The sequence below is a fragment of the Microcoleus sp. N9_A2 genome (assembly GCF_036701775.1).
Taxonomy (GTDB): Bacteria; Cyanobacteriota; Cyanobacteriia; order Cyanobacteriales; family Microcoleaceae; genus Microcoleus.
Genome location: NZ_JAUBRH010000054.1, coordinates 1 through 26659, shown reverse-complemented (window position 1 = coordinate 26659; position 26659 = coordinate 1). Strand labels below are relative to the sequence as shown.

The following is a 26659-nucleotide window of genomic DNA, read 5'->3' as shown; positions in this document are numbered from 1 at the left end:
TAGCAATCCTAAATGATTTTCTGTAGGGACACGGCTTGGCCTTAGTCCCTACAGATGGATTTTGGGGAAATCAGATTTATGTTCGCAGTAAGGATAATGATTTAGGATTGCTATATATGGTTTCTAACTTTAAAATACCAAACTCCAGCAGTTTCACCTACCAAAAGGCTGTCCCATCCACTGCCAGCACGACCTATTAAAAGTCGCAATTATACCACAGTTTAAGAAAGCCTTCCTAGAAGAACGGGGCTTTAGACCCATTTTTTTGGTAACAATCGTGGTTCGCCCACCGCTGCTTGGGAGTTCGCCCCGTTTCTCCGACGTACAGCAACGATGGCAGCGCGCTGTCAATAACGAAGTAGAGGCAAGCGCGATCGCCTGCGTGTATCATGTATAATGATATTTGTCAATACGTAATTTTATATAAAAATGCCGCAATATTGAGCTCTCGTGCATAAGTAGCGTCTGCTTAATTGCCTGATGCGATAATCGCAACTGAACTTAGAAATTCTTCACAAATAGTTTGACTGTGGTACTATCTGGATGGCTGTGAGTAGCTGAGGGAAGCCAAGGGGCTTGATTCCTGTGGTGGTGGAGGAGAATCCAGGAGTGCTAGATAGGATGTCATTGGGATACGCAAACGTTTTCGGTCAGCGAAGTCAACCCGAGCCCCTTCGCATTGGGGTCGTTGGGGTTGGCAATATGGGCCAGCATCACACGCGAGTTCTGAGCTTGCTAAAAGATATCGAACTCGTGGGTGTTGCAGACATAAATGTAGAGCGGGGAATTGATGTAGCAAGCAAATACCGGGTTCGCTTCTTTGAAGACTACCGGGATTTGCTCGCCCACGTAGATGCAGTTTGCGTCGCCGTTCCAACTCGCCTGCACCACCCTGTGGGGATGTCTTGTCTCCAAGCAGGGGTTCACGTTTTAATTGAAAAGCCGATCGCGGCTAGTATTGCCGAAGCCGAATCTTTGGTCAACGCGGCTGCTGAAGCCCACCGGATTTTACAAGTGGGTCACATCGAGCGCTTCAATCCAGCTTTTCAGGAACTCGGCAAAGTGCTGAAAACTGAAGAGTTACTGGCATTGGAAGCTCACCGGATGAGTCCCTATTCCCAGCGGGCTAACGACGTATCGGTAGTTTTGGATTTAATGATCCACGACATCGACTTGCTTTTGGAATTGGCAGATTCCCAAGTGGTCAAGCTGACCGCCAGCGGCAGCAGGGCCTCAGATTCAGGTTATTTAGACTACGTGACAGCGACGTTGAACTTTGCTAACGGCATTGTCGCCACCCTGACTGCCAGTAAGGTGACGCACCGCAAACTCCGTTCAATCGTGGCTCACTGCAAGAATTCTCTGACAGAGGCAGATTTTCTCAATAACGAAATCTTGATTCACCGACAAACAACCGCCAACTACGTGACGGATTACGGTCAGGTGCTATACCGTCAAGATGGGTTGATCGAGAAAGTTTACACCAGCAATATTGAACCGCTCCACGCAGAATTGGAGCATTTTATTAATTGCGTGCGGGGTGGAAATCAGCCTTCTGTGGGAGGAGAACAAGCTCTCAAAGCTCTGCGGCTTGCGAGTGTGATCGAGCAAATGGCTCTCGACGGTCAAGCTTGGTATCCGAAAGAGCTAGAGTCTACTTTGCAAGTTAGCTAAATCGAGACAAATCGTGTCGTTTCCGGGTGCTTTTACAGTTTGGGTTTGTTGTTCGTTAAAGAGGGTAACTGTTCCCATGCAACCGGATTCGATGTCAGTCGATTTGAGATTGGACAATTCGGCGTGAGAAGTTCGGCGAGTGCGAGCGTCGAGTTGCGCTCAGTCGAACGATTTTAGATCTTAGATTGACTCCGCAGATGAATCTGGGGGCTTGAACTAAGGTTTCAACTTTTTTGCTTTCGACAACAGAAGTCGTGGGCAAGTATCCGTCTTTAGGTGAAGTCACGATTTATGCCAACAAAGAGCGACTATTTGACGACTGATGGTTTTGCTAACTAGCTGATTGCCTTGAGGACTCAGGTGAATGCTGTCTCGATACAAAGTTGGAAATTCTGCCGCACAATTGAAAATGGGAAGAAAATCTATGTAAGTAATTTTCTCTGTTTCTACGAGTTCGGCGAGACGCGCTCTAGCTTTGACTTCCCAGTCGCGAGGGCCCGGGCCGCCGAGTTCACCCCGCTTAGGCGTGACGGCTAGCAAAAACTCGACGTTGGCGGATACAGCTATTTTCTGGATGTGGCGAATAGCTTCTAAGTTGTAGCCTACTACATCGGCGCTTGTGGCTCCGGGTGCTGCCAATTGGGGAGTCGGCACTGCAGGTAGCAGGTAGCGGCTCAATAAGTCTAGTGTGGCCGATCGGGGTTTGTGATCCGGGTAAGATCGATCGCGCCCCACAACCAGAGCACAAGGAGCCGATGCAAACAAATCGTCCGTATTGAGCAGCAAAACCAAAGCCTTTGCCCCAAAAACACCGAACCGCTTGGCGTAAGCAAGTTGATTCCTCGGTCCCCAAGAATTGGCTGAGGCGTTGAGAACTTCAAAATTTGAATAGTTGACTTGTGAACCTAATTGTGTATTTTTCGCCAGATTCTGTACTAGCAGTCTCAAATTCCGAGCCATAATTTCCGAGATCGTATCTGTCTGATGTGTCCACCAACCGCCGTTGGCGACAGAATCTCCCAACAGCAAGACGCGCAGAGTTTCTGGAGGGGCGATCGGGGCGATCGCTGGGCTACGCATCGAATACTCGTTAATCTCAATCCGGTTGCCCAAGCGACGCACCCTTTGGTTGGGCGCCAACAAATAGCCGCACTCGGCATCGGCAATGTAAATCAAGGGATTGCCAAAACCCAGCAGCACCCGCAGCAGCACTTCGATTGCTGCCCCCAATCCTGCGGTGACAGCCAAAATTATGAGAACAACTTCCACCACTTAACCTCGATAGAGAAGGAAAAACCCCTGCCGACACCAAGGTATAAAAAAGAATGCAACTGCAGTCAAGCTCTCAACCCCGATTGTAGTCAGTCGATTTTAGATTAAAGATTAAAGCATTGACTCCACAGATGAATCTGGGAGATATCCCTAAAATCTAAACTTTTTTGCTTTCAAGGACTCCTGTCTTGAAGCAAGTATCCGTCTTTGAGTGAAATCAGTAGGTCGTCCTTGTAAAATCTAAAATCTAAAATCTAAACTCTAAAATGTTATGGCTTAGGGGTTTGAGCAAGTTGGCAGCCCGATTAAGTCAACCGAATCGCCCCCGTGGATATAGAATTCTAGAATATACCGTCAAAATCCGCCGTCAGCCGTCAGTGAACTTGGTGGTTTCAGGAAAATCCGTGGACTTAAAACAAATATTCAAAACGCCGAATCCCATAATCGGTGTCGTACATTTACAGCCTTTGCCAACTTCTCCCCGCTGGGGCGGAAACCTCAAAGCTATTATCGGAAGAGCCGAGCAAGAGGCTACAGCGCTGGCTTCGGGTGGCGCAAACGGTATCATAGTCGAGAACTTTTTCGACGCTCCTTTTGCCAAAGACTGCGTAGATCCGGCTGTGGTAAGTGCCATGACTCTGGTAGTCGAGAGGCTAACCAATCTCGTGACGCTGCCGATCGGCGTTAACGTGCTGCGAAACGACGCCCACAGCGCGATCGCCATCGCCTCCTGCACGGGAGCTCAATTCATCCGCGTCAACGTCCTCAACGGCATCATGGCTACAGACCAAGGCTTAATTGAAGGCCAAGCTCACCAGCTCCTGCGCTACCGTCGGGAATTGGGCAGCGATGTCAAAATATTAGCAGACGTGTTAGTCAAGCACGGGCGACCCCTAGGCAGCCCCAACTTGACCACAGCCGTCCAAGAGACGATCGGGCGCGCCTTAGCCGATGCCGTAATTCTTTCCGGCTGGACAACCGGCAGCCCTCCCAATCTCGAAGACTTAGAACTCGCGAGTGCAGCAGCGGGGGAAACTCCTGTTTTCATCGGTAGCGGTGCATCGTGGGAAAACATTTCCACCCTCATGCAGGCCGCTGACGGCGTAATCGTGTCGAGTTCGCTGAAGCGAAACGGCCGCATCGAACAGCCGATAGATCCCATCCGCGTCAGTCAATTTGTAGAAGCCGCCCGTCGCAGCTTTTCCGAAAAAGAACTCGAACAAGAAAACAAAAACGCTAATGGTTCGAGAGGGCTAACACCGGAACCGGGCAAAGTCGGTCGATTTTAGATTTTAGATTTTAGATTTTAGATTTTACCCCAAAGATTCATCTTGGAGGTTGAACAAAAGTCTACAATTTGAGTCATTTGTATCATAGATCCTTAGCTAAACCCGCCCTAAAAAATGCTAATAACTGATGACTGATGACCGATTAAAGAGAAAGAAAGAGGGCGGGTTTTGCCATTTTTTTAGTCATTTGTATCATAGATCCTTAGCTAAACCCGCCCCTACAAAATGCTAATGACTAATGACTAATGACTACTGACTAATGACTACTGACTAATGACTACTGACTACTGACTAACTACCAATTAGTAACTACCAAATCAAAAAAATGATTCGCCGACGTTCAACCCCTTGGATTCATCGCTGGTCTAGAACGGTGATGGCAGCGATCGCAGCCATCGGCGTCGTAGAAACGGCCTATCTGACGATCGCTAAATTCACAACAAACTCAGTAATTTGTCCCACCAGCGGATGCGACAAAGTTCTCAACAGTCCCTACGCTACAGTCTTTGGCACAGTGCCTTTAAGTTTATTAGGTTGCCTCGCTTACCTAAGCATCGCAATCCTGGCATTAGCTCCCAAAGCCGTCAATCCCGACAACAACAAACAACTGCACTCTCAACTGGAAAATTGGACTTGGCAAGCCCTATTTATCATCACCGCTGCGATGCTAATATTCAGCAGCTATTTGATGTATTTAATGGCTTTTGAAATTCAGGAATTGTGCATTTACTGCATCAGTTCCGCCCTATTTTCCCTGTCGCTGTTTGTGCTGGTGCTAGTCGGGCGCGACTGGGAAGATATCGGACAATTGGTGTTTACAGGCATCTTGGTAGCGATGGTAAGTTCGATCGGCGCTTTAGCGCTCTACAACAGCGTCAGCTCACCCGCTCCTTTTGTTTCTGCTACCCCCGGAATTTTACCCCCTGCAGTCACCACAACCTCCGGGCCCGCACAAATTGCTTTAGCCCGCCACCTCCGACAAATCGGCGCTAAAGAATACGGCGCTTACTGGTGTCCCCACTGTCACGATCAAAAAATGCTGTTTGGGAAAGAAGCAGCCAAAATAGTTGATTATTTTGAATGCGATCCCAAAGGGCAAAATTCCCGCGCTGAAATTTGCCAAGCTGCTGCTGCAAATATTAAAGGTTTCCCTACTTGGGAAATTCAAGGTCAGTTTTATTCGGGGACACAAACTGTGGATAAACTCGCTGAGTTATCCGGTTACACTGGCCCGCGCAACTTTCAAAACTGACTTTGACATACGATCCGAGAGTTCACTGCTGTTAGCCGTTTGGGAACTCCCCTTTGCTCCTTTTACCAGTTTTGGCTAACAGTTTAGGTTAGTTTTGCGATGTGCTTTCCCTCTTGTTAATTACGTTACCTACCGACTGGTTAGCTGGCTGGCAACTGCTCAATAAACTCTCGATAAAACTGCTCGTGGGAACCTGCAAAATTATCCATTCCCTCCTTTGTTAAATATCCACGCTTACCAGTGTGCGGATTCTTCACGTAGCTATCAATCACCTTTGAAGGCTTGGGGTTCTCGCTCCAACTAATATTGAATGCCGCATACTTCGGGAAAAAGGTCATCCCTGCACAAGCATAAATGTGATCGTGTATCCACCAGGCCAACGCTGTCCAATCTTGAGTGCGCTCATAGTAAGGGATAAATGAAGTGACGACAATACAAGCTGTTGCTCCCATGTACCCATCAGTATCTTTGACATCCCAGATGTGTACTGCATAGTTTGACTCATTGCTAGCGCAGCTATATTGGTTGCTATTCTCTGCTCCTTTGGCATTCACAGCACAAGAGCGGTAGGCCGAACGAATACTGATCCTGCCCAGAGCGTCTTGAATTGGCTCAAGTACCTGCTCGCACAGTTTCCTTCCTGCCGCGATCGCCAAATCAGGACAATCTGGAATATTAGGTATACCTTCAATTTGAGAGATTTCTGAATAAAGAAACTCACGCATAAAAAAACTTTTAGAGAGTTGAACACGTCCTAACTCTTCCAAAACTTTAACAGTTTGTGGCTTTCTAATTTGTTTTTGGGTTTGTTTGTATAAAAACCTAACAATCCAGCCACCTTTGACAAATCGGCGCTATAGATTTTCTAATTTTATCACTTTTCAGGCGTTGATCTGGCTCTGCTTCTCTGGCTTTTTTTAAGAACATCACATGAGAAATGAGTTGGTACTTGTATAGTTTATGTAAAATTTGCCAATAATAGGGGCAACTGCGAATCAATAGGCAGCAGGTGGCACTTAACGACTGAATTGTCACTCAGGGTGCTGAAATAGAAGGATGAATCAACTTTACGGGGGTTGGAACTCGATCGCCTGCACCGAAAAACCAAAAAATTGGATAATCTAACATCTAAAATCTAAAATCTAAAATCGAGCCGATCGCCCCGAAGATATAAAAGCTATATGTAGTAGTAGCTTAGATGCTCGAAGGGCGAGGCAAAAACTCCCAAAGCATGATAGAAACTATCAAAAAATGGCTCGATCGAGAACGCAGAGTATTGATTACTGCCAGTACCGTTGCCGGTACGGTGATTGTACTGCGCTGGTTCGGATTTTTGCAGGTGTTGGAATGGACTGCTTTCGACCACTTTGTGCGCGGGCGGCCAGCCGAACCAATTGACTCACGCATCGCCATTGTCGAAATCAAAGAAGCTGACTTGCAAAAATACGGCTACCCAATTTCCGATGCTGTATTGGCTCAATTGCTGCAAAAATTGCACGCTGGCAAGCCGCTGGCGATCGGCCTCGACGTTTACCGAGATTTGCCGACTCAACCGGGTAACGCCGAATTGCTCAAAACTTTTAAAACTATTCCCAACTTAATCGGCATTGAGTTGATGCCAGACGAAACCAGGATTGGAGTTCAGCCCCCTCCCGTACTTGACAAGCTCTCGCGCGTCGGTTTCAACAATGTTGTCATCGATGCTGACGGTAAAGTGCGCCGAGCTTTGCTGTACTCTTGGCCGGGAGACGGCAAAACTCATGAAAGCTTCGCGCTCAAACTAGCTTTGCTTTACCTCGAAGGCGAAGGGATTTCCCCTGAGCCAGCAACTGTCAATCCTAAATACTTGCAGTTAGGTAAGGGGGTGTTTCGACCTTTTGAGCCGAATGACGGTGCTTACGTGCGAGCGGACAGCCGCGGCTATCAAATTTTGACCAACCTGCGCGGCCCGATCGGCAGTTTCCGCACTGTATCGATGAGTGACGTGCTTTCTGGCAAAGTACCGGCGGATTTTGTGCGATCGCGCGCTGTTTTGATCGGCTCAAATGCCGCCAGCCTCAAAGACTTTTACCAAAACGCTTACAGTTCGGGTTTGTTTGCTCCTCCCCAGCAAATACCGGGAGTCGAGCTTCAGGCTCATTTCTTGAGCCAAATTTTGAGTGCTGCCCTTGACGGGCGCGGGGGTATCAATGTCTGGCCAGAGGCTGCGGAGTTGCTGTGGATTTTACTGTGGTCTTGGGCGGGAGCGAGTGTGAGCTGGAAGTTGCGATCGATCGGGCGATCGGCTTGGTTTTTGTCAAGTATCTGTCTCGGTTTGAGTGCCAGTTTATACTTAGCTTTTTTAGTTGGTTGGTGGCTGCCGTTAATTCCTGCAATCCTCAGTCTTTTGGGTTCTGGCGTAACAGTTGTCGGTTATCTGGCTCACTTGCAAGAAGAACTAAAACGCTCTAAAGAATTTTTACAATCGCTAATCGATACAATTCCAGACCCGATTTTTGTCAAAGATATAAATCACCGCTGGGTTGTGTTGAATCAGGCATATTGTCGGTTAATCGGCTATCCTTTGGAAATTTTAACCCGTCGCACAGATTACGACTTATTTCCCCAAGCCGAAGCCGATATATTTTGGCAGCAAGACGAATTAGTATTACAAACTCAACAGCCGCAAGAAAATGAAGAATATTTTACCGACGCTCACGGAATTACGCATCTGATTGCGACGAAAAGAACCCTGCACAAAGATGCTGCCGGCAACTTATTTTTAGTCGGAGCGATCAGAGACATTACCGAGCGCAAACTCCGGGAAGACGCTTTAGAGCAAAAAAATGCTGAACTCAGCCACCAAGCTTCTCACGATGCTCTTACAGGTTTGCCCAACCGTAAAATGTTTTACGAATGTTTGCATCTATCTATAGAAAGAGCTTTTTGCAATCAAGAATTGGTAGCTTTACTGTTTTTAGATTTAGATGGATTTAAGTCGGTCAACGACACTCTCGGACACAATGTGGGCGATTTGCTGTTAAAAGCAGTTGCCAGCAGGCTCAGAAAATGCTTGCGCGGCAGCGATATTATCTCGCGACTGGGCGGCGACGAGTTCACAGTCATCCTGTCGGCAATTCCCGGTAGCGAGGAAGCTGCGAAAGTAGCTAAAAAAATTTGCGATGCCATCGTGCAGCCTTTTATTTTAGAAGAACATACAGTTTCTGTAACTACAAGTATTGGCATTAGTTTGTATCCAACTGACGGTCGAGAGTCAGAAATTTTAGTCAAAAATGCTGATGCTGCGATGTATCGTGCTAAGGAACGGGGGAAAAATCAATATCAGTTTTCTTAACACAGAAGAGAAATGGAAGTCGGAAGAAGGAAGAAGTCAGAACGCTTTAGCTATCGTCGCGAGAGAAGTCAGAACGCTTTAGCTATCGTCGCGAGAGAAGGAAGGAAGTAGAAGGAACAAGCAATAAAATCAAGGGTCTCAGCAATTAAAAAAGTTTTAACAGTCTTGGCGGTTGCCATATCAGTTTAAAAAAAGAATGCAACTGTAGGCCCCTGCACGAAACCATGATAGTCATAAGTGATTCCCAATTTTTCAAGCGAAAAGCGTTTAATCTGTCATCTGTCATTAGATTGAGTTAAAAAATATGAAACTTATTACAGAAAATTGCCGTCTCATCTAAATGTTAAAAAATATTAAAAATTTCACAAACTGAGACCGGAGACCCAATTCAAATCGGCAAAAAGCCTTGATTTATAAAACTTTACGTATATTTACGAAAGTTAATTAAAGGAAATGTAAAGATATCAGTGGAACTACGGAAATTGATCGATATAATAGGTTGTACAGACGTGCATATACTGCGGTGATTTGAATAAGGCTATGAATACTATGCGTACTTTGATTCAGCTCACAACAACGGCAACCCTGGCTACCTGCCTGCAAGTGAATACGATCGGCATCGCAAATGCCACCTTACTTGCCAGTAACTCAACCAGCAACTCAACAAAAGACCGTAGCTTGCGGGGCCCGACGCCATCGACCTCCACAGTCTTGACAGTCGCGCGAACTTCTCGGGTTCCAAACAACCCCAAAAAATACGAACCAGACCCCAACGGGAACCCAAAAAGTGACGGTACGGGGACGCGCTGAACCCAATTTTTCAATCTTCTATTCGCCCAGATTTGTACCAATTGCACTGGTGAATTAAAGTGTGCCTGCACCAATCGGGATCGGTAAGTGGATAGTCTACCCGGTAGTGACCGCCGCGGCTTTCCGTGCGAAACGCAGCACTTTTGAGAATTAAGTAGCCAATATCCAATAAATTGCCAACTTCCCCCCAATTTCGCAAAACCGAGCTATTCTCCGCATCAGCCGGCGAAAAATCAATAACTTGTCCGGGCCGTAAATTATCAAGCGCTTGACTCAAAGGCAAAGAGGCAAATTCTTGCCGCCAAATCTCAACTTGGACGATCGCACTTTCCAAATCCCGCATTCCCCGGCAAATTCCCGCACTCTGCCACACCAAACTCGGCAATTCGACTCGCAATTTTTCGATCGCCTCCATATCCTGTTGTGAAATCGATTTTTCCCAGATTTCCCCGGAATCGAACTCATCTGGTAAAGCCTCGGACTTTTCACCTTCTACCTGCAAAAGTCCCATTTGCGCGCCAAAAACCAGACATTCCAGCAGCGAATTGCTCGCCAACCGATTAGCGCCGTGCACTCCAGTGCTGGCAGTTTCTCCCACCGCGTACAAACCCGGAATCGAAGTTTGGTTAAACTTGTCCGCCACAATCCCTCCCATCCAGTAATGGGCGGCGGGCGTCACCGGCACCGGTTCGGAAAAAATATCAACTCCCCAATCAGCGCACACTTGAATAATATTCGGAAACCTGTAGCGCAGTCGATCGACCGCAATCGGGCGCAAATCCAGCCAAACGTGAGGTTCCCCCGTCTTCTGCAAGTGGCGGAAAATAGCGCGACTAACGACATCCCGAGGAGCGAGTTCCCCGCTGGGGTGAGAGTCAAAAGCAAACCGATATCCCTTGCTGTCAACCAAATGAGCTCCTTCTCCCCGCACCGCTTCGCTAATCAGAAACCGAGGCGCGCCCGCTTTACTCAGCGCCGTCGGGTGAAACTGCACAAATTCTAAATCTCGCAGCAGCGCCCCGGCGCGCCACGCAATGGCTACCCCGTCCCCGGTACTTACCGACGGGTTGGTGGTTTGAGCAAAAACTTGTCCGCCGCCGCCTGTAGCCAGCACTACGGCCTCTGCCCGCAGCCATTTGACTCGGGAGTCGCAAATCGAGCTAATGCCCTGACAGCGCCCGTTTTTGTCGAGCCACAGGCTCAAAGCAAAGGCGGGGGATACGAGTTGAATGTTTTTGCGGTTTAATACTTTTGCTGTCAGTGTGCTGACGACGGCTTTTCCTGTGGTGTCGGCGGAGTGGAGGACTCGGCGGCGGGAGTGGGCGGCTTCTAGGGTGAGGGCTAAATCGGGGCCGGTGCGATCGAATGCAACGCCCATTTTCACCAGGGAGTCAATGCAAGCACCAGCTTCCTCGACTAAAAATTTCACCGCCTCCACATCGCAAAGACCTGCTCCCGCAGCCAGTGTATCTTGAACGTGCAGCGCTGCGGAATCTTCAGGGGCGATCGCTGCGGCAATCCCCCCTTGAGCCCAATCGCTAGCAGAAACAGGTAGGGTATTTTTATTGATTAAGCCCACCTGCAAATGCTCTGGGAGGCAAAGTGCTGTGTACAAACCGGCCGCGCCAGCACCTATCACTAATACATCAAATTTGTCAGTCATAAGTCTGCCGATTTTAGATTTTAGATTTTAGATTTTTCGACTTCGCGAGCGAACAAGTTTTAGATTTTAGAATTAACTCTACAGATGAATCTTGGGGCTGGAATTAATGTCTGTTGATTTCATATTATATTTCTTGCACTCAATCACAAATCATCTGAAATTATCTGCGTCTATCTGTGTTTATCAGCCTTTAATCTGGGGTTTCTGTATCGATAGACGACTTATTCAATGCAAGTCTATTTTAGATTGACCCTACAAATGAATCTCGAAAACGTACTGATTTCAATCTCGCCAATTTTTGATAGCTTTGCCGAATGCTTGAGAAATTAAAGGCAGAAGTCATCAGCCTCTAGAAAAATTTTTTTCTTTCTGCTTTCTGCCTTCTGCCTTCTGCTTTCTGCCTTTAAAGGAAGCCCACTGCTATTTAGTCGTAAAAACCGTTGTTCAACCTGTTGTCTCCTTCAATAAATACTGATTCGACATCAGTTACTGTGAATTTGTCCAGGTTAGCTTGCAGCACGGTTTTCTGAGCTTCCGTCAAGCCTGAAATGTTGAGTACGTCCTCAACTTCTTCGTAAGGAGCATTCTTAATAATTAGTCCAGCTAAAGTAGGATACAACCCTCGAAATTCCCGAAAGTCCCGGACGCCGCTATTGTTCAAGTCAATTTTTTTGCCGTATTCTGTGGCAAGTTTGTCATCGGCGCGATTTGTTCTAGTCGGAACGTCAACCACTATGAGCGAGGATGGTGGTAAGACGATACGGCTCAATGTGCCCGCGATCGCGCTTTGGTCTCCAGCCCATGCAAAGCAGCCCAGCACTAAGCCCAATACTGCCAATAGACGACCCAATCGTTTCATGAAGTTTTGTCTCCCAATTTCATACACAGCATTTATGTAGAGACTACCATTTTGCTTATGCAGTTTTTCAGATAAATCCGCAACAGGTAGACGGCTGTGATAAACTTTACATTTTGGTATTGACAACGCTGACGATATATGATAATACCCGACTTTTAAGCATCGCAGGCAAGTTTATAAAAGGCAGTCCAAATTAAAAACTCGGACTACCATTTTCAAGGGTTAATTTTTGCCCTGCACCCATTTTCTAGCTATCAAGAACTCTTTCCTTTCCTTTTGAGAAAAGCGTTCAAGTCAGCATAAGTACCAGCGTAAGTCAGGCTGGGAGTGTCGTAACCCTTCAAAGCCACGGTGTGCGGCTCGAAAGCGCCTTGGGCTCCCAATTCCGTCAGGTATTTGTAGGTCGTTTCTCCCACGGCGATATCCTTACCCAGTTGCTTGGTACAAGACTCTAGGCGAAATGCTGCGTTTACAGTATCTCCTAAAGCGGTGTAGTCCGATCGGTCGCTGCTGCCAGAATTTCCCACCATTGCATAACCCGTATTGATTCCGGCCCCGACTCGCAAAGGAAAAGGTAGGGGGTAACGGCTGCTGAGTTCGTCTGTTGCCTTGTGCAGTTCGCTCAAAGCTTGGCAAATCCGCATCATTTCCTCGGTGCTGACACCGCTGGTTTTGTGAAACCACACGGCCATGATCGCATCGCCGATGTATTTGTCCACCCAACTGCCGTGTTCGCGAATGATCTGTCCTGCTTTGCGGAACCAATTCCCGATGACTTCCGAGAGTAGCGTTTCGTCTAGCTGTCTAGTCAAAACGGTAAAATCTCGGATGTCCATTACCATGACGCTAATCAGGCTACGCACCGTCAAAGTCGCCGTAAAATCTTCAGAGTCTGTCTCGTTTATTGGATCGTGCCGGTGGCCGGCGGTTGGGTTGTAGAAGTCCAATTCGGTTTGACCGAAAATAATCCGATCGCCATTTCTGAGAGTTACAGGAATACTGACCCGCCGCCCGTTGACAAAGGAACCATTGCGGCTGCCCAAGTCGATCAGGTAGAACTCTCCTGTCTCCATTTGCTGTAACATCGCGTGATTACGGGAAATCCAGCGATCTGTCAGTACAAAATTATTGTCATCGCTCCGCCCTACTGTCCAGCAATTGCTGCCGGAGAGCGGCAAGTAGCGATTGCCGCCTTCTGTGCGAAGTACCATATGTGGATTGGCTTGCAAAGTCACCACAGCCCTAAAAACGACATCAAGTCAACCAATTTGAGGTTTTAAACTTTAAATTTTAACTTTACCGCGTGGCTGATAACTGAGATTGCTGCTAAAAACCTCAAATCGGCTGTTCTCAAATCTAAAATTGTTTAGTCGATCGTCGATGCACCAAACCATACAGGATTGCAGAACCAAAATTCGATCGCCAGCGAAGGTAGTTATGGTTCGATCATAAGCGAAATTGTCATATTTTTCACCCCAAGGATGTATCTGGGGAGTTAAATTTGCTGCTTTTTGCCGAAAATATAACGATCTACCCAATATTCTACCTAATGTTGCCACTCCCACTGCGATCCAAGTTTTATTTATGCTGAGGGGGCAGAAAAAAACAGAAAAATGCCTTTCCAGCTCAAACCGAGATTTGTTAAAGACAAGGTATGTTTAAGATTTGTTGCTTAACTTCCTGTTCTTGAAGGTATCAACAAAGCCTTTTCCTCGCTGCGGCGGTCAATAAATTAGAAACACGAGAATTTTATGTTGTCGAAAAGAATTTTGCCTTGTCTGGATGTAAAAGCCGGCCGCGTGGTCAAAGGTGTCAATTTTGTCAACCTTCAGGATGCTGGCGATCCGGTAGAAATGGCTCAGGTATACAACGATGCGGGCGCTGACGAGTTGGTGTTTCTGGACATTACGGCGACTCACGAAGACCGGAATATTATGATCGATGTGGTGTACCGAACGGCCGATCAAGTATTTATCCCTTTGACGGTAGGCGGTGGCATCCAATCCTTAAACACAATTAAAAGTTTGTTGAGGGCGGGCGCAGATAAGGTAAGCATTAATTCGGCGGCGGTGCGCGATCCGAGTTTGATTGACAAAGCGAGCGATCGATTTGGCAATCAGTGCATTGTAGTGGCGATCGACGCTCGCAAACGGCAAGACGCAGATAATCCTGGTTGGGACGTTTACGTGCGCGGAGGGCGAGAAAATACTGGCAAAGATGCGATCGCCTGGGCCAAGGAAGCCGAACAGCGCGGCGCCGGCGAAATCTTGGTGACAAGCATGGACTCGGACGGCACTCAAGCCGGTTACGATTTGGAATTAACCCGAAGCATTGCCGAAATTGTCGAAATTCCCGTCATTGCTTCCGGCGGCGCCGGCAACTGTCACCACATCTACGAAGCCGTGACACAGGGCAAAGCAGAAGCTGCACTGCTGGCTTCCCTGCTGCATTACGGGCAACTCAGTGTAGGAGAAATTAAGACTTATCTAGCAAAACATCAAGTTCCCGTGCGGCAACAGTAGTTTAGGAGTTACGCATGGGACAAAAAACCCGGTTGCTCGATCGATCTCTGTCGAATAGCAGCCACGATTCTCAAAGACACCGGGTTTTTTGCCTTAGCGGGGAGAGCAGGCTCAGATGCTGCCACAGATACTCCCATCTCAAGTCTCAATCGGACTTCAGTGAGGCACCAGACTCATCTATCGGAAGACACAAAGCCAAAATATTCCCTGAGAAGGATTTCAAATACCAGTATTTTCAGCACAATATATATTACCTCAATTTAAGAAAGAGCCACTGCTCAAGGCTGTTGCTTTTATCGAACTTGAGCTAAAGATTGTACAGAATTTGAACGAGCTTCAGCCTGTTAACAATCTGAGCGATGAAAATTTGTAAAAATGGAGAAAATTTGTATGTCTTTTATCAGCTTTAATCTTCCTGCCAAGCGTTTTGTTCGCAGTTTAATAGCTGTTTGTTTTTGTGCATTGATGTTTGTTTCCAATGCTTTCCCAGCTTTTGCTGTTACCAGCAGCCCGACTAAAGGCGAAGCTCAACTGACGGCGATTGAGAGAGAAGCTCAAAAAGCAGTTTTGAAAGATCCTATGTCTCTGGAAGAAACTCAGGAAAAAGCTAACGAAGGGATTAATGAAGTTCAGGGAGATGCTGACAGCGAGAAGATGAAAAATCCTTCTAATACAAGGGCGACATCTTTTGAGCAACAAGTGAAAAAGGCTGTCGGCAATATTAAAGACTAACAGCGCAGTTATCAGCCTGAAAAATTAGGGACAAGGCAATGCCGTGTCCCTTGATTTTTGTGTGTTTGCTCTCAATTTATATCGGTTTCCGGTTGCATCAAAATAATAAAATCGAGTCAAGAGTTAACACTCAACCATTCAGTTTTTCTACCCCTGTCAACGGTCAACAGTCCACAGTCAACAATCATGACGAGTGCAACCGGAATTGGTATCAGAGGGTTCGATCGTTTGATCGCACCTGATATCAGATAGAATAAAAAAGCGGAAAAGATTTAGCACCTTTCGGCTTGACAAACACTCTTTGCTGCGGCTGTAACAGCAATTGGTCAAACTTTTCTCTGGTCAAATTAGCATTGAGCACTTGACCGTCATCTAAAGTTAATTCTACCTGAATTTCCCATCCTAAATGAATCAAGCGACTGATTCTTGCAGGTACTGTGGCACTATTTTCTGTGGTTTCAATTACTACGTCGTGAGGGCGCAAGAAAATTTCGGGGTTGGCTGAGTCAAAGCCGTTGTCTTGAAACATTCTTGAACTGCTGGGCAATACATTGACTGGGCCGATAAAACTCATTACGAAAGCACTAGCGGGATGGTCGTAAATTTCTGCGGGTGTGCCGACTTGTTCGATTTTACCTTTATTCATTACTGTAATTCGATCGGCAACTTCCATCGCTTCTTCTTGATCGTGCGTCACAAAGACTGTGGTAACGTGAACTTCGTCGTGCAATCGCCGCAACCAAGCACGCAAATCTTTGCGAACTTTGGCATCGAGAGCTCCAAAAGGTTCGTCTAGCAGTAACACTTTCGGTTCCACAGCTAGGGCTCTGGCGAGGGCCACCCGCTGCCGCTGACCTCCTGAAAGTTGCGACGGGTATCTATCGCCCAATCCTCCCAATTGCACTAAATTCAACAATTCTTCTACCCGCGATTTGACTTTCGCCGGTGCAGTTTTCTGAATTTCCATGCCGAAAGCGATGTTTTTTCGCACTGTCATGTGCTTGAATAGCGCGTAATGCTGGAACACAAACCCAATATTGCGGTCTTGGACGCTAGTATTGGTGGCATCTTGGCCTGTTAGCCAGATTTTGCCGGAGTCGGGCATTTCTAAACCTGCAATCAGCCGCAGCAGCGTAGACTTGCCGGAACCAGACGGGCCCAGCAATGCGACTAGGGAACCGGATTCAATCTGCAAGCTGACTTGATCGAGTGCTTGGAAACTGCCAAACTGTTTACTTACATTTTCTACGACTATACCCATAGGAAGTTCGGCAACGGATTTTATAACGGATTTAACGGATTTAAAGCATGGATGTTGAGCTTCGAGGTTCGAGACAAAAGTGAAAAATGTTAATCTCCGGTTTGTGGATGGGTTAAGGTAAGTTTTTTTATAGCACGATCGCGCATCAGTTGCTTAATTTTATGGTCTTACCTACCTCTGGAAAGCTCAAAAATTCTCTAAAATTCACCTCCATCACAAAACAACACAATTCTTTGCCACCAAAGTTGGCGTTTGGTACTACAATGCAGCAAAAGTTCAAGCGTTTTTGACTTCAACGGCTGAGGGGATAAAGGAAAATGGGAGATGTTGGACGTGTGCCTGTAGGAATTATCGGCGCTTCAGGGTACGGCGGCGTGCAACTTGTGCGACTGCTGGCGGACCACCCGGCGGCTGAAGTAGTTTATTTGGGCGGGGATAGCAGTGCAGGAAAACCTTATTCCAGCCTTTATCCGCATCTGACTAACTGCATAGATTTGACAGTCGAGGCGATCGACCTAGACAAAATAGCAGCAAAATGTGAAGTTGTGTTTCTGTCGCTGCCGAACGGTTTAGCTTGCAAAATGGCACCGACGCTGATCGAAAAAGGCTGCAAAGTCTTGGATTTGTCGGCTGACTACAGATTTGAAAATCTGGAAACTTACAAAGCTTGGTACGGCGGGGATCGATCGGACTCTGAACTGGCTGCAACGGCTGTTTACGGTTTGCCAGAATTGTATCGCGATCGAATTAAAGACGCTCAGTTAGTAGGCTGTGCCGGCTGCTACGTCACTGCTAGTTTGTTAGCCTTGGCACCTTTGCTCAAACAAGGCCTCATTGTGCCAGAAACAGCAATTATCGACGCCAAATCCGGTGCTTCGGGAGGAGGCCGCAAAGCCGAAGTTAATCTCTTGTTGGCTGAAGCAGAGGGTTCTCTGGGCGCTTACGGCGTTGGCCGCCACCGCCACACGCCAGAAATCGAGCAAATTTGCAGCGATTTAGCGGGACACGATATTAAAGTTCAGTTTACTCCCCACCTCATTCCGATGGTGCGGGGAATTCTGGCGACTGTGTACGCCACTTTGCGTGATCCGGGTTTGGTGCGGGAAGATTTAATCACGATTTTCAGCGCTTTTTACCGCAATTGTCCTTGGGTAAAAGTGTTGCCGGCTGGAGTTTACCCGCAAACAAAATGGGCTTGCGGCACGAATCTTTGTTATATCGGCATCGAAGTCGATCCGCGTACTGACAGGGTAATTGTGATGTCGGCGATCGACAATTTAATTAAGGGACAAGCCGGCCAAGGCATCCAGTGCATGAACTTGATGATGGGTTGGGAAGAAACTTTGGGTTTGCCTCAATTGGCTTTCTATCCTTAATTGGGCATTGGGCATAGGGCATTGGGCATTGGGCACTGGGCATGAAAATTAAAAACTAACCGATTCCCAATTACCCATTCCCAATTACCCATGCCCAATTACCGATTATCGAGCGCTATTTCGGCCCGTAGCCGATCGCACCAGCATAGATCGCTTGATCGCCCAATTGCTCCTCAATCCGCAACAAACGGTTGTATTTAGCCACCCGTTCGCTGCGACACAGGGAACCAGTCTTGATTTGACCGGCGCGAGTCGCTACCGCTAAATCAGCAATTGTGGTATCCTCAGTTTCGCCAGAACGGTGGCTGATGACCGATCGATAGCTGTTCCGTTTGCCAAGGTCGATCGTATCCAAAGTCTCAGTCAAAGAACCAATTTGATTCAGCTTAATCAAAATCGAATTGCTAGCCTTCAAATCAATTCCTTTTTGCAGCCGCGTGCGGTTGGTAACAAACAAATCGTCACCCACCAACTGAACTTTGCTGCCCATTTTCTGAGTCAGCGCCACCCAACTGTCCCAATCGTCTTCGTGCAAACCATCTTCAATGGAAACGATCGGATATTGACCTACTAAACCATCCAAATAATCGATTAATTCTGCCGGCGAATGAGCCACACCGTCGTAAGTGTACTGCCCATCTTTGTAAAATTCGCTAGCAGCAACATCCAAAGCCAAAGCAACTTGTTCCCCTGGCTTGTAACCAGCTTTTTCAATTGCCATCATCAACAAATCCAAAGCTTCCTGATTGGAACCCAAATTAGGAGCAAAACCGCCTTCATCACCGACACCAGTCAGCAAATTTTTGTCTTTCAAGACATTTGCCAGACTAGCAAATATTTCTGCTCCCCAGCGCAAAGCTTCCTTAAAAGAAGGCGCTCCCACAGGTACAATCATAAACTCTTGAATGTCTACGTTGTTGTCCGCGTGGGAACCACCGTTGATCACGTTCATCAAAGGTACGGGTAAAACGTTCGCTAAAGTGCCGCCCAAGTAGCGATATAGGGGGAGTCCTAAAGTCTCGGCGGCTGCCTTTGCTGTGGCTAGGGAGACTCCGAGAATGGCATTTGCGCCGAGGTGAGATTTGTTGGGGGAACCGTCCAAGTCAATCATGGTTTGGTCTACCAGTGCTTGGTCGATCGCATCGAGATTAGCCAAAGCAGGGGCAATTTTGTGTTCGACGTTAGCAACGGCTTTCAAGACTCCTTTGCCGCCGTAACGGTTTTTGTCGCCGTCTCGCAATTCGTGGGCTTCAAAAGAGCCTGTAGATGCGCCGCTGGGAACCTGGGCGAGGCCAACAACACCGTTGGCTAGATAAACTTCAGCTTCAATGGTGGGGCGGCCGCGGGAGTCGAGAATTTCTCTGGCTTGAATAGATTCGATCGCAGTGTCTTGCATATGAACGATTCCTGACTTAACTCAATGGTTGATGACAATTAGCATTCAGCAGGCTTTCGGTAACTGACTGCTAACGGGTAATAGAGTACGCGATCCCCACAATTATTAGCGCTCATTTCAAACTTTTTGCGGATTTGGGCGACGATTTAGTGTCAACAAGCAATCCTTATTGCAGAATGATTTTCGACAATTTTTACAGTAATTTAATTTTTTTAACAGCAGATTCACGGAGATTTGTTAATTAGAACCTTTGTTAAAATCAGAATGTCAACAAAATCAATCAAAAAAGGAGAAACCTAGGATGCTTAGTGGTGCAGAAAACTCCTGAGATGCTTAAGGAGCGTAGAGAATCATAGTTAATGGAGAAAAGGGGCTTGCGCCGTGGTTCGATAGTTTTAGCGAAAAACAAATCCACGTAAAATAATGGCTAAGCTGTTGTACTTTTAAATAGGGTATAATAAAAATTAAGTTTAGTCAATCTCTACAAAAATGCCAGCCAAAAACCATCTCAATTGCCAACAAATAGAGAAACTACAGAAAGCCTTAAAAGAGGAAGAAAAGGCAAATGTCAGAGAAAGAATTCTGATTTTATTATTGCTCAATGACGGAAAAACACAATCTAAAATCGCTGATTTTTTGGGTTGTTCAATTCAATAAATAAAGTATCTTATTGGTGTATGAAGGGAGACCCCGACAATCTAGAAAGTCTAATAGATGAAAGGATGAAGGAAAATCACAAAAAAGCCACCGATAAATATATAGAGATATTATTAGAAACTATAGAGAAAGACCCTCAAGAACTAGGATATGATTTTGGACGATGGACAGCGCAGAGATTAGCAACATACTTAGAGGAATCCACAGGGATAAAATTAAGTGGAGGACAAGTTCGGAGGATATTAAAGAAAAAAAAGTATGTTTACATCTGGGCTAAGTATAGCCTAGAGTCCAAGAGAAATCCTGAAAAAAGAACAGCGTTTAAAATAAAGATAGCCGAATATTTAAAAATAGAAAAAGAATCGCCAGAACGTTTACAGGTATGGTTTTGGGACGAGAGTGGATTTAGTTTAAGAGTCACCAGAAGAAAGAACTGGTGTAAAAAAGGCAGGGGAAAAAAGGTCAGAGGAGACCGAAGAAAAGGCAGAATTAATGTAATGGGAGGATTGAGAAATTCCGATAAAAAAAGGTGGATAGAGTTCATCAAAAAAGGCAATTCATATAATTTTCATCAAGTCCTAAAACTCTTTTATGAAGAGCTAATCAATGAATGGGTATCAGCAGGTAATCAAGCCTCAGAATTTGCTGAAAAAAAAGCGAAAATAGTGATTGTTCTGGATAATGCTAGTTTTCATAAGAAAGAAGAGTACCTGAAAATAATTGAAACAGAAATGCCTAATCTTCATTTAGAATTCCTCCCCGAATACAGCCCAGATTATAACTTAATTGAATTAGTATGGCATTCGGCAAAAGAATATATTGCCAATCGACTTTTTACATCTATTGAAGAACTAGAGTATTTATTGCACCGCCTCTTAAATCAATACTTCGGACAGTTTTTAAGCAGCGAGAGTACCATAGGATAGGACTGAGGGGAGGTTAGGATGATTTAAAATCAAGTTAGCGTCTAAATCTAACTTGTTAATAAAGGTGTAAAGTAGATGCCTATTGAATTGCAAGCGTTTATAAGAAGCCATTGAAAACACGAAGGGAGTCGGAGATAAATGACGATTATAAGCTTCATATTTGGCTAAATTTAAAGCAATTAAACTGGAGTTAAAATGAAAATCAAGTCGTTGGCTACTACGAGATTGACAGTCGGATAAACCCGTAAATTGTTTGGAATCACGAAAAATAAACTCAATCTGAAAACGAGCCTGATAATACTCAAGTATTTGCTCGGTTGGGAGATTAACATCGGTGCTAAATAATAAAATATTTTTGATTTTACCGTTGGGTTGAAGTTCAGACAGACAGGCCAAACGTATTTTACATTTTAAACAACAACTCCATACTACTAATGAATAAAGCTTGACTCCCGGCTGAATTTCTTTGATAAAGGTTAAGTTTTTCAAATTATTGCAGTCAACCTTACCATCATATCTTCGAGGAGCACCCCGTTTATTCCTTTCACCTGTATAGATGTAATTCAAGTTGGCATCAACCCTTAATTTACTAATCAAATTTAGATCTGTATCCCGTACAGCATCCCAGAACTTAGCGCGGTAATAATAACCGTCAGCTACCAAGTAACGTACAGATTCTGGCAATAAACAACGAGTTTTTTTTAAATGTTGGGCCGAGGAGTCAACTCTTGTTATCTCAGGCGTTGAGATTTCTGTATTTCTTTTTTCCCCCCGTTTCTTTGAGTTTTTTTTTACCTTAGCAGTTAGGGGATTTTTCGGTAATTCTGTGGGAGGACGCCACGGAGTTTGTTGTACACTTAAACTATAAGACAAATGAGTTTCAACTTCGACAACAGAAATTACAGAGATTTCTAATCCCTCTTCAGGCCTGCCAGCTACACCATTATAAAAACTCGCTTTTCCTTCAGTTTTTTTGCCGCTTTTTGGAATAAAAGAACAATCAATGACTGCAATAAGTGTTCGCTCATTATTTAAGGCTTGATTAATCAATAATTTATTAAATCCGGCAAAATCAAAGTCTTTGAAAAAGTGGCGGCGATAGGTCTTTTCATTCAAAGAACTATAACGGCACAGATTGGTAAAATTTACTTTGCCATAAACAAGTAAAATGGTGGAAAATAAAATTACCATAAACTTCTTTTGCGCTTGACTAATCTCTGGCATTTGTTGTAAGATAGATTCAATAATATTCATCAGGCAGTTTTTTAAGTTCGTGTGTTTTTTGAGCTTAACGTAAAAAGTGCCTTTTTTTTGTCTTTTTGGTTAAGCTCCCAGTGACTTTTTTAGCTCTGCTCGCGGAGCGTCCCTATTCCAAAACTGTCCGAAGTATTGTTAAATGAAGGGCAATTAATAATTAAATGGGGTCGCAAAATCAAAAATAAGGGCAATGCTTGTATCACAGTTTAAATGTGCAACAGCTTACACCCCCACTCTATCGTCAACTACTCGGACAACTTGGTCAATGGATTGTCCCCAAAGATTTTCGCCATCTGAAGAACTGTGCAGAGATTGTAGCAGCAATATTAGAATCGGAAAGTGCTTGCGCTTCCTTCCCACTGGATTCCTTACCTCAGCCATCGGGACTGCCAAGCCCGTAGCCATATGGAGCGACTTAGCTACTTCATGAATAATCCAGCAATTAGCGCTCAAGTGTTGTATGTGCCATTGATTAAACAATTTCTCAAAGAATGGACAGGGCAAGAACTAATTCTAGTCATAGATACCAGTATGTTTTGGGACACTTATTGCCTGATTGAAGTATGTGTGGCGTGGGGCGGTCGCTCTATCACTCTGGCTCAAACTGTGATTAAACATGGTAGTTCTACAATTAGTTTCGAGCAATATCTACCCGTGTTAGAAGCAGCTAAATCTCGACTACCAACAGACGCAAAGCCAACTTTACTGGCTGACAGAGGGTTTGAACATGGAGAGCTGATGCGGTGGCTCACAGCACAGCAGTGGAACTGGGGCATTAGAGTCAAATCTAATCTCCAAATCACCTTGGCGTCGGGCAAGACACAATCTTTAAAGGAACTATTTCCACTCCGCAGACCAAGTGTATTTATTTTCAGGAGTTAAAGTGCTTGGTGATGTAGAGTGCAATTTAGGAACGGCTAACTGTCGTGGAGTGAAAGAACCTTGGGCCGTACTAACAAATACACCCTTATCACTACAAACATTCCAACTATATGGCCAAAGATTTGGCGGAATTGAACCTCGATTTAAAGATTATAAGTCGGGCAGGTTTGATATCTTACGGTCGAAAATTAGGGACGCTAAAGCTTTGAGTAATTTATTAATGATGATAGAAATTGCTGAAGTATTAGCAATTAGATTGGGATTAATAGTGATAGAAAAAAGCTCCAGAAGTAAGATAGATTGGCATAGTGAAAGAGGTTTAAGCCTTTTACAGCTTGGTATCAGAGCTATGAAAAGTTTATGTCATCAAGCTCGTTTAATTCCACTTCTCACGCCCATTCCTTGGGTGAAAATTCCTCCCGCTTGTGCTTCTATCAAAAAAATAGCGAAGTTAGAGTGGCGGATTGAATTTTCTAAAGTTATGTCATTTTCTTATTAACAAAAATAGTTTTCTGCACCACTAAGCCTAGGATGTTAGAACCCACATTCCGCACCCCAACTGTTACATTGGGTGTGGGTGGACTGAATCTACCCCAACAATAGTGATAACTGCAAGATATAAGCTGTTCGACATCTAAACTGCATTAACTAAGTTACCTTTATTTTTTATTTTTCGGTTCCATTTCATAATTAGTTCTCCTTCATTTAAAAGTTTATGTAACAGTAATTCTAATTTTTCAATCGATTCAAATAATCTATTTGCAACATATTCCTTGGCAGAATGCCATACTAATTCAACTAGGTTATAGTCAGGGCTATATTTGGGTAAAAACTCTAGGATTAGATTCGGCATTTCTGACGCTATTTTCTGCAAAGTCTCTGCTTTTTTATGAAAACTAGCGTTGTCCAAAATTATCACAAACTTACAGCCTTTATCTTTAAAGTCTTCGGCTAAATTTCCTTGCAATATCCACTCGGCTTTTAAATCTTCATAAAAATTTTTTAGCACTGCATAAAAATTAGCAGAATTCCCAGATGTCATAAAATCTACCCATCTTTTCTTGTCTGAATATCTCACTCCACCCATGACATTAATACGACCCTTTCTTCTGTCTCCTCTTTTCTTGCTTCGAGTCCCTTTTTTACACCAATTTTTCCTTCTAATTACTCTTAAACTAAATCCACTTTCGTCCCAAAACCATACCTGTAAAAGAGCCGGAGATTCTTTCGCTATTCTTAAATCCTCAGCTAATTTATCTTTAAATAAACCCCTTTCTACGGTATCTTGCTTAGACTCTAAGCTATATTTTCCCCATAGATAAACATACTTTTTTGATTTTAAAATTCTCCTTACTTGGGTACTACTCAGCTCAATCCCTGTCTTTTCTCCTAGATATATTGCAAGTCTAGCTGTTGTCCATCTCCCGAACTCATAGCCATATTTCTCAGGTTCTACTTCAATTGTATCTAGAAGTAAATTAATGTATTCTTCTGTGGCTTTTCGGTAGTTACCCTTCATCCTATCATCTTTAAAACTGTCTAAATTCTCAGGATCACCATGAATACTTTAATAAGCAACTTTTCTTAGAGAACATCCAATTAGTTCAGCAGTTTGAGCTTGTGTATTTCCGTTATTTAGTAACAAAAAAATTAAGGCTCTTTGCCGAATGTCTGGATGCTCATGCTCTTTTAATACTTGTTGAAGAGTTTCCTTTGTTTCGGAGCTTAGAAAGTTTTTAGCAGGCATTTACTTTTCTGAATATCATTATGTTATATTATACCAATATGCGTTTTAAATGCACAACAGCTTATTCAGTATAAATACTTAAAAGAGTGGCATTCGATACACGAGTTTACATTTAAGTTGAGCCGTTGGTATAAAATCATCTGCTGAGACATCTCAAAACCTGAGTGGCCGTCACCATCACCAAAAAAAGTATCCATATCCGTGAATAAAAACTTAAAATTACACACACGAATACACAGGCACAGCAATAAATTAGAACTCAGTCGCCGTCGCCAGAAAAATACTATTTAATCAATAAGTAATGCTCTTAGTATGACCATAAATATCAACTCAATAAATAATAACGACGACAGGCATCCGGGAAAAAGTCGAGAATTTTTAATCGTTCAATAGTCAAGTTAGAGATCGTTTGCACTTGCTCGAAAGTTAATAGACCTCTTGCGAAAGTCTCAGGCGATTTCTAATTTAGTCTTTAAAGAAAGTTCATAATTATAAATACCAGCGATTAAATTAAATCTTAATCCGAAACGCCTTATTCGATTCCGATATCTTGATGAAAGTATTCTAAATATATTTAAACTTCGATGTATATTTTCAATAATAATTCTCTCTGTTGCGAGTTGCCGATTTAAAACTTTTTCGGCTTGACTCAGTTCTTTATTCTTGGTTTTTTTGATGGGGATTCTACTATTTTTATGATTTTTTTTGATTCCTTGATAACCTTTATCACCTAAAAGTTTAAGTTCTTCATTCATCCTGATCTTACTTTTTTTAAACAAACTAAAATCATGGGTTTTCCCCGCACTAAAAGCGGTACAGATGATTTTAGCGCTTTTTTTGTTGGCTAAAACTTGCGATTTTATTGTATAATATTTTTGCTTGCCACTATAATATTTCTTTTGTTTTTTTTTGGGGCGTTCTATTTCGTGTTCTGACACATCCACCACTACAGTTTCTATCTCCTCATTTTGATTTCGATTCAGAAATTTTTTGCCAGGGAGATTAAACACACCTGATTTTATTAAAATTTTTTCCGTTTTAATTACAATTCGATAAGAATTTGATTCATCAATACCCCATTTAATTCCCAGATAAAAAAAAGTAGGATATTCTCGCAAATAGGATAATGTCATTAAGATTTGGTCTTCTATGCACAATTTACTGGGTCTTCCCGATTTTTTTTGAAATATTTTTTCCGCTTTGACTATTTTTACCATTTCTTTGAATGTCTCTTGATGTACTCCACAGTAGCGTTTAAAGTCTGCGGGGTTTAACTTTTGTACTTGTTCGTAATTCATCTTAGGGGCTTGCAATTAAATATAACCCCAGTTATGCTAGAAGGGTAGGAAACAAAAAATCTGACATGAGCGGTTGTGACCTCTGTGATTGGGATGCCAGAAATGATCTTGAGTGAGACCGTTAAATCGACGTTTAAGGATGCTGCCCAAAAACTGACAGGCTATCGCCGTCGAGACTTTATGGCAAAAGTGGCTGAAGACTACTTTAATACTTGGGCCCGCAAAGTAGAAACATTTATGGGGTGGAACCGAGACAGTGTTCAACTGGGCTTACATGAACGACGAACCGGACTGATTTGTGTTGATAATTATCGGGTTCGGGGACGACACAAAAGTGAAATTTTGCTGCCCAACTTAGAAGCCGATCTTCGCTCCCTAGTCGATCCAGAGTCCCAGGCAGACCCCAAGTTTCAATCGACATTTTTGTATGCCCGGATCACGGCCCTCGCGGT

At 44.4% G+C, this 26659-nt stretch carries 18 protein-coding genes and 4 pseudogenes; 11 read left to right on the top strand and 11 right to left on the bottom strand.

Annotated features, from left to right (window positions below; all coding sequences use genetic code 11):
• Positions 1 to 235: 235 nt before the first annotated feature.
• Positions 236 to 391: a GIY-YIG nuclease family protein gene (locus QUA44_RS23920; RefSeq protein ID WP_333254992.1), complete on the bottom strand. Its 156-nt coding sequence runs from the start codon at positions 389 to 391 to the stop codon at positions 236 to 238.
• A 230-nt stretch (positions 392 to 621) separates the two neighbouring features.
• On the opposite strand from QUA44_RS23920, the gene QUA44_RS23915 reads away from it, so the two are divergent.
• The gene (locus QUA44_RS23915) at positions 622 to 1674 is read left to right on the top strand and encodes a Gfo/Idh/MocA family oxidoreductase (RefSeq protein ID WP_333254994.1); all 1053 of its coding nucleotides are present in this window, start codon (positions 622 to 624) and stop codon (positions 1672 to 1674) included.
• Between the two features lie 282 nt (positions 1675 to 1956).
• Here the strand turns inward: QUA44_RS23915 and QUA44_RS23910 are convergent, their stop codons facing one another.
• Positions 1957 to 2943, bottom strand: a complete 987-nt coding sequence (locus tag QUA44_RS23910) for a GDSL-type esterase/lipase family protein (RefSeq protein ID WP_333254996.1) — start codon at positions 2941 to 2943, stop codon at positions 1957 to 1959.
• A 407-nt stretch (positions 2944 to 3350) separates the two neighbouring features.
• On the opposite strand from QUA44_RS23910, the gene btpA reads away from it, so the two are divergent.
• Together btpA and QUA44_RS23900 are read left to right on the top strand one after the other, a co-directional pair.
• Positions 3351 to 4235 (top strand): photosystem I biogenesis protein BtpA, encoded by an 885-nt coding sequence (gene btpA, locus QUA44_RS23905; RefSeq protein WP_333255026.1) that lies wholly within the window; start codon positions 3351 to 3353, stop codon positions 4233 to 4235.
• A gap of 325 nt (positions 4236 to 4560) precedes the next feature.
• Positions 4561 to 5487, top strand: coding sequence for a vitamin K epoxide reductase family protein (locus QUA44_RS23900; RefSeq protein ID WP_333254998.1), 927 nt, complete (start codon positions 4561 to 4563; stop codon positions 5485 to 5487).
• A 140-nt stretch (positions 5488 to 5627) separates the two neighbouring features.
• Here the strand turns inward: QUA44_RS23900 and QUA44_RS23895 are convergent, their stop codons facing one another.
• On the bottom strand, positions 5628 to 6212 hold the full coding sequence (locus QUA44_RS23895; protein WP_333255000.1) for a peptidase M15: 585 nt from the start codon (positions 6210 to 6212) through the stop codon (positions 5628 to 5630).
• Between the two features lie 473 nt (positions 6213 to 6685).
• On the opposite strand from QUA44_RS23895, the gene QUA44_RS23890 reads away from it, so the two are divergent.
• Both QUA44_RS23890 and QUA44_RS23885 read left to right on the top strand, forming a co-directional pair.
• Positions 6686 to 8821 carry a CHASE2 domain-containing protein gene (locus tag QUA44_RS23890; protein ID WP_333255002.1) on the top strand — a complete coding sequence of 712 codons (2136 nt, stop codon included), beginning with the start codon at positions 6686 to 6688 and terminating at the stop codon, positions 8819 to 8821.
• A 540-nt stretch (positions 8822 to 9361) separates the two neighbouring features.
• Complete coding sequence (locus tag QUA44_RS23885; RefSeq protein ID WP_333255004.1) at positions 9362 to 9631, top strand: hypothetical protein; 270 nt, start codon at positions 9362 to 9364, stop codon at positions 9629 to 9631.
• A 10-nt stretch (positions 9632 to 9641) separates the two neighbouring features.
• Here the strand turns inward: QUA44_RS23885 and nadB are convergent, their stop codons facing one another.
• The 3 genes from nadB to QUA44_RS23870 form a co-directional block, all read right to left on the bottom strand.
• On the bottom strand, positions 9642 to 11294 hold the full coding sequence (gene nadB / locus QUA44_RS23880) for an L-aspartate oxidase (RefSeq protein ID WP_333255005.1): 1653 nt from the start codon (positions 11292 to 11294) through the stop codon (positions 9642 to 9644).
• Positions 11295 to 11718: 424 nt separating this feature from the next.
• Positions 11719 to 12153 carry a photosystem II complex extrinsic protein PsbU gene (psbU, locus tag QUA44_RS23875; protein ID WP_333255007.1) on the bottom strand — a complete coding sequence of 145 codons (435 nt, stop codon included), beginning with the start codon at positions 12151 to 12153 and terminating at the stop codon, positions 11719 to 11721.
• Positions 12154 to 12407: 254 nt separating this feature from the next.
• A complete protein-coding gene (locus QUA44_RS23870) occupies positions 12408 to 13364 on the bottom strand; it encodes an adenylate/guanylate cyclase domain-containing protein (RefSeq protein ID WP_333255009.1) in 957 nt (318 codons plus the stop codon).
• 540 nt (positions 13365 to 13904) lie between these two features.
• Between QUA44_RS23870 and hisF the strand changes: the two genes are divergently transcribed.
• Both hisF and QUA44_RS23860 read left to right on the top strand, forming a co-directional pair.
• Complete coding sequence (hisF, locus tag QUA44_RS23865; RefSeq protein ID WP_333255013.1) at positions 13905 to 14675, top strand: imidazole glycerol phosphate synthase subunit HisF; 771 nt, start codon at positions 13905 to 13907, stop codon at positions 14673 to 14675.
• A gap of 390 nt (positions 14676 to 15065) precedes the next feature.
• Complete coding sequence (locus QUA44_RS23860; protein WP_333255015.1) at positions 15066 to 15407, top strand: low temperature-induced protein; 342 nt, start codon at positions 15066 to 15068, stop codon at positions 15405 to 15407.
• A 244-nt stretch (positions 15408 to 15651) separates the two neighbouring features.
• Here QUA44_RS23860 and QUA44_RS23855 read toward each other — a convergent pair whose 3' ends face one another.
• Entirely contained in the window at positions 15652 to 16668 is a 1017-nt protein-coding gene (locus QUA44_RS23855) for a sulfate/molybdate ABC transporter ATP-binding protein (RefSeq protein ID WP_333255017.1), read from the bottom strand.
• Positions 16669 to 16985: 317 nt separating this feature from the next.
• Between QUA44_RS23855 and argC the strand changes: the two genes are divergently transcribed.
• On the top strand, positions 16986 to 18044 hold the full coding sequence (gene argC / locus QUA44_RS23850; RefSeq protein ID WP_333255019.1) for an N-acetyl-gamma-glutamyl-phosphate reductase: 1059 nt from the start codon (positions 16986 to 16988) through the stop codon (positions 18042 to 18044).
• 115 nt (positions 18045 to 18159) lie between these two features.
• Here the strand turns inward: argC and eno are convergent, their stop codons facing one another.
• Positions 18160 to 19440: a phosphopyruvate hydratase gene (gene eno, locus QUA44_RS23845; protein ID WP_333255021.1), complete on the bottom strand. Its 1281-nt coding sequence runs from the start codon at positions 19438 to 19440 to the stop codon at positions 18160 to 18162.
• A gap of 489 nt (positions 19441 to 19929) precedes the next feature.
• Here eno and QUA44_RS23840 point away from each other — a divergent pair.
• A pseudogene (locus QUA44_RS23840) lies at positions 19930 to 20981 on the top strand (IS630 family transposase); the annotation flags it as partial.
• A gap of 15 nt (positions 20982 to 20996) precedes the next feature.
• Here QUA44_RS23840 and QUA44_RS23835 read toward each other — a convergent pair.
• Positions 20997 to 22277 (bottom strand): transposase, encoded by a 1281-nt coding sequence (locus tag QUA44_RS23835; RefSeq protein WP_333255023.1) that lies wholly within the window; start codon positions 22275 to 22277, stop codon positions 20997 to 20999.
• 215 nt (positions 22278 to 22492) lie between these two features.
• Between QUA44_RS23835 and QUA44_RS23830 the strand changes: the two are divergent.
• Positions 22493 to 23661: pseudogene (locus tag QUA44_RS23830) on the top strand (transposase).
• Positions 23662 to 23796: 135 nt separating this feature from the next.
• On the opposite strand, the pseudogene QUA44_RS23825 reads toward QUA44_RS23830, so the two are convergent.
• Together QUA44_RS23825 and QUA44_RS23820 are read right to left on the bottom strand one after the other, a co-directional pair.
• Positions 23797 to 24909, bottom strand: a pseudogene (locus QUA44_RS23825) (IS630 family transposase).
• A gap of 449 nt (positions 24910 to 25358) precedes the next feature.
• Positions 25359 to 26207: an IS5 family transposase gene (locus QUA44_RS23820; protein WP_333255025.1), complete on the bottom strand. Its 849-nt coding sequence runs from the start codon at positions 26205 to 26207 to the stop codon at positions 25359 to 25361.
• 108 nt (positions 26208 to 26315) lie between these two features.
• Between QUA44_RS23820 and QUA44_RS23815 the strand changes: the two are divergent.
• Positions 26316 to 26659 (top strand): annotated as a pseudogene (locus tag QUA44_RS23815) (ISAzo13 family transposase); the annotation flags it as partial.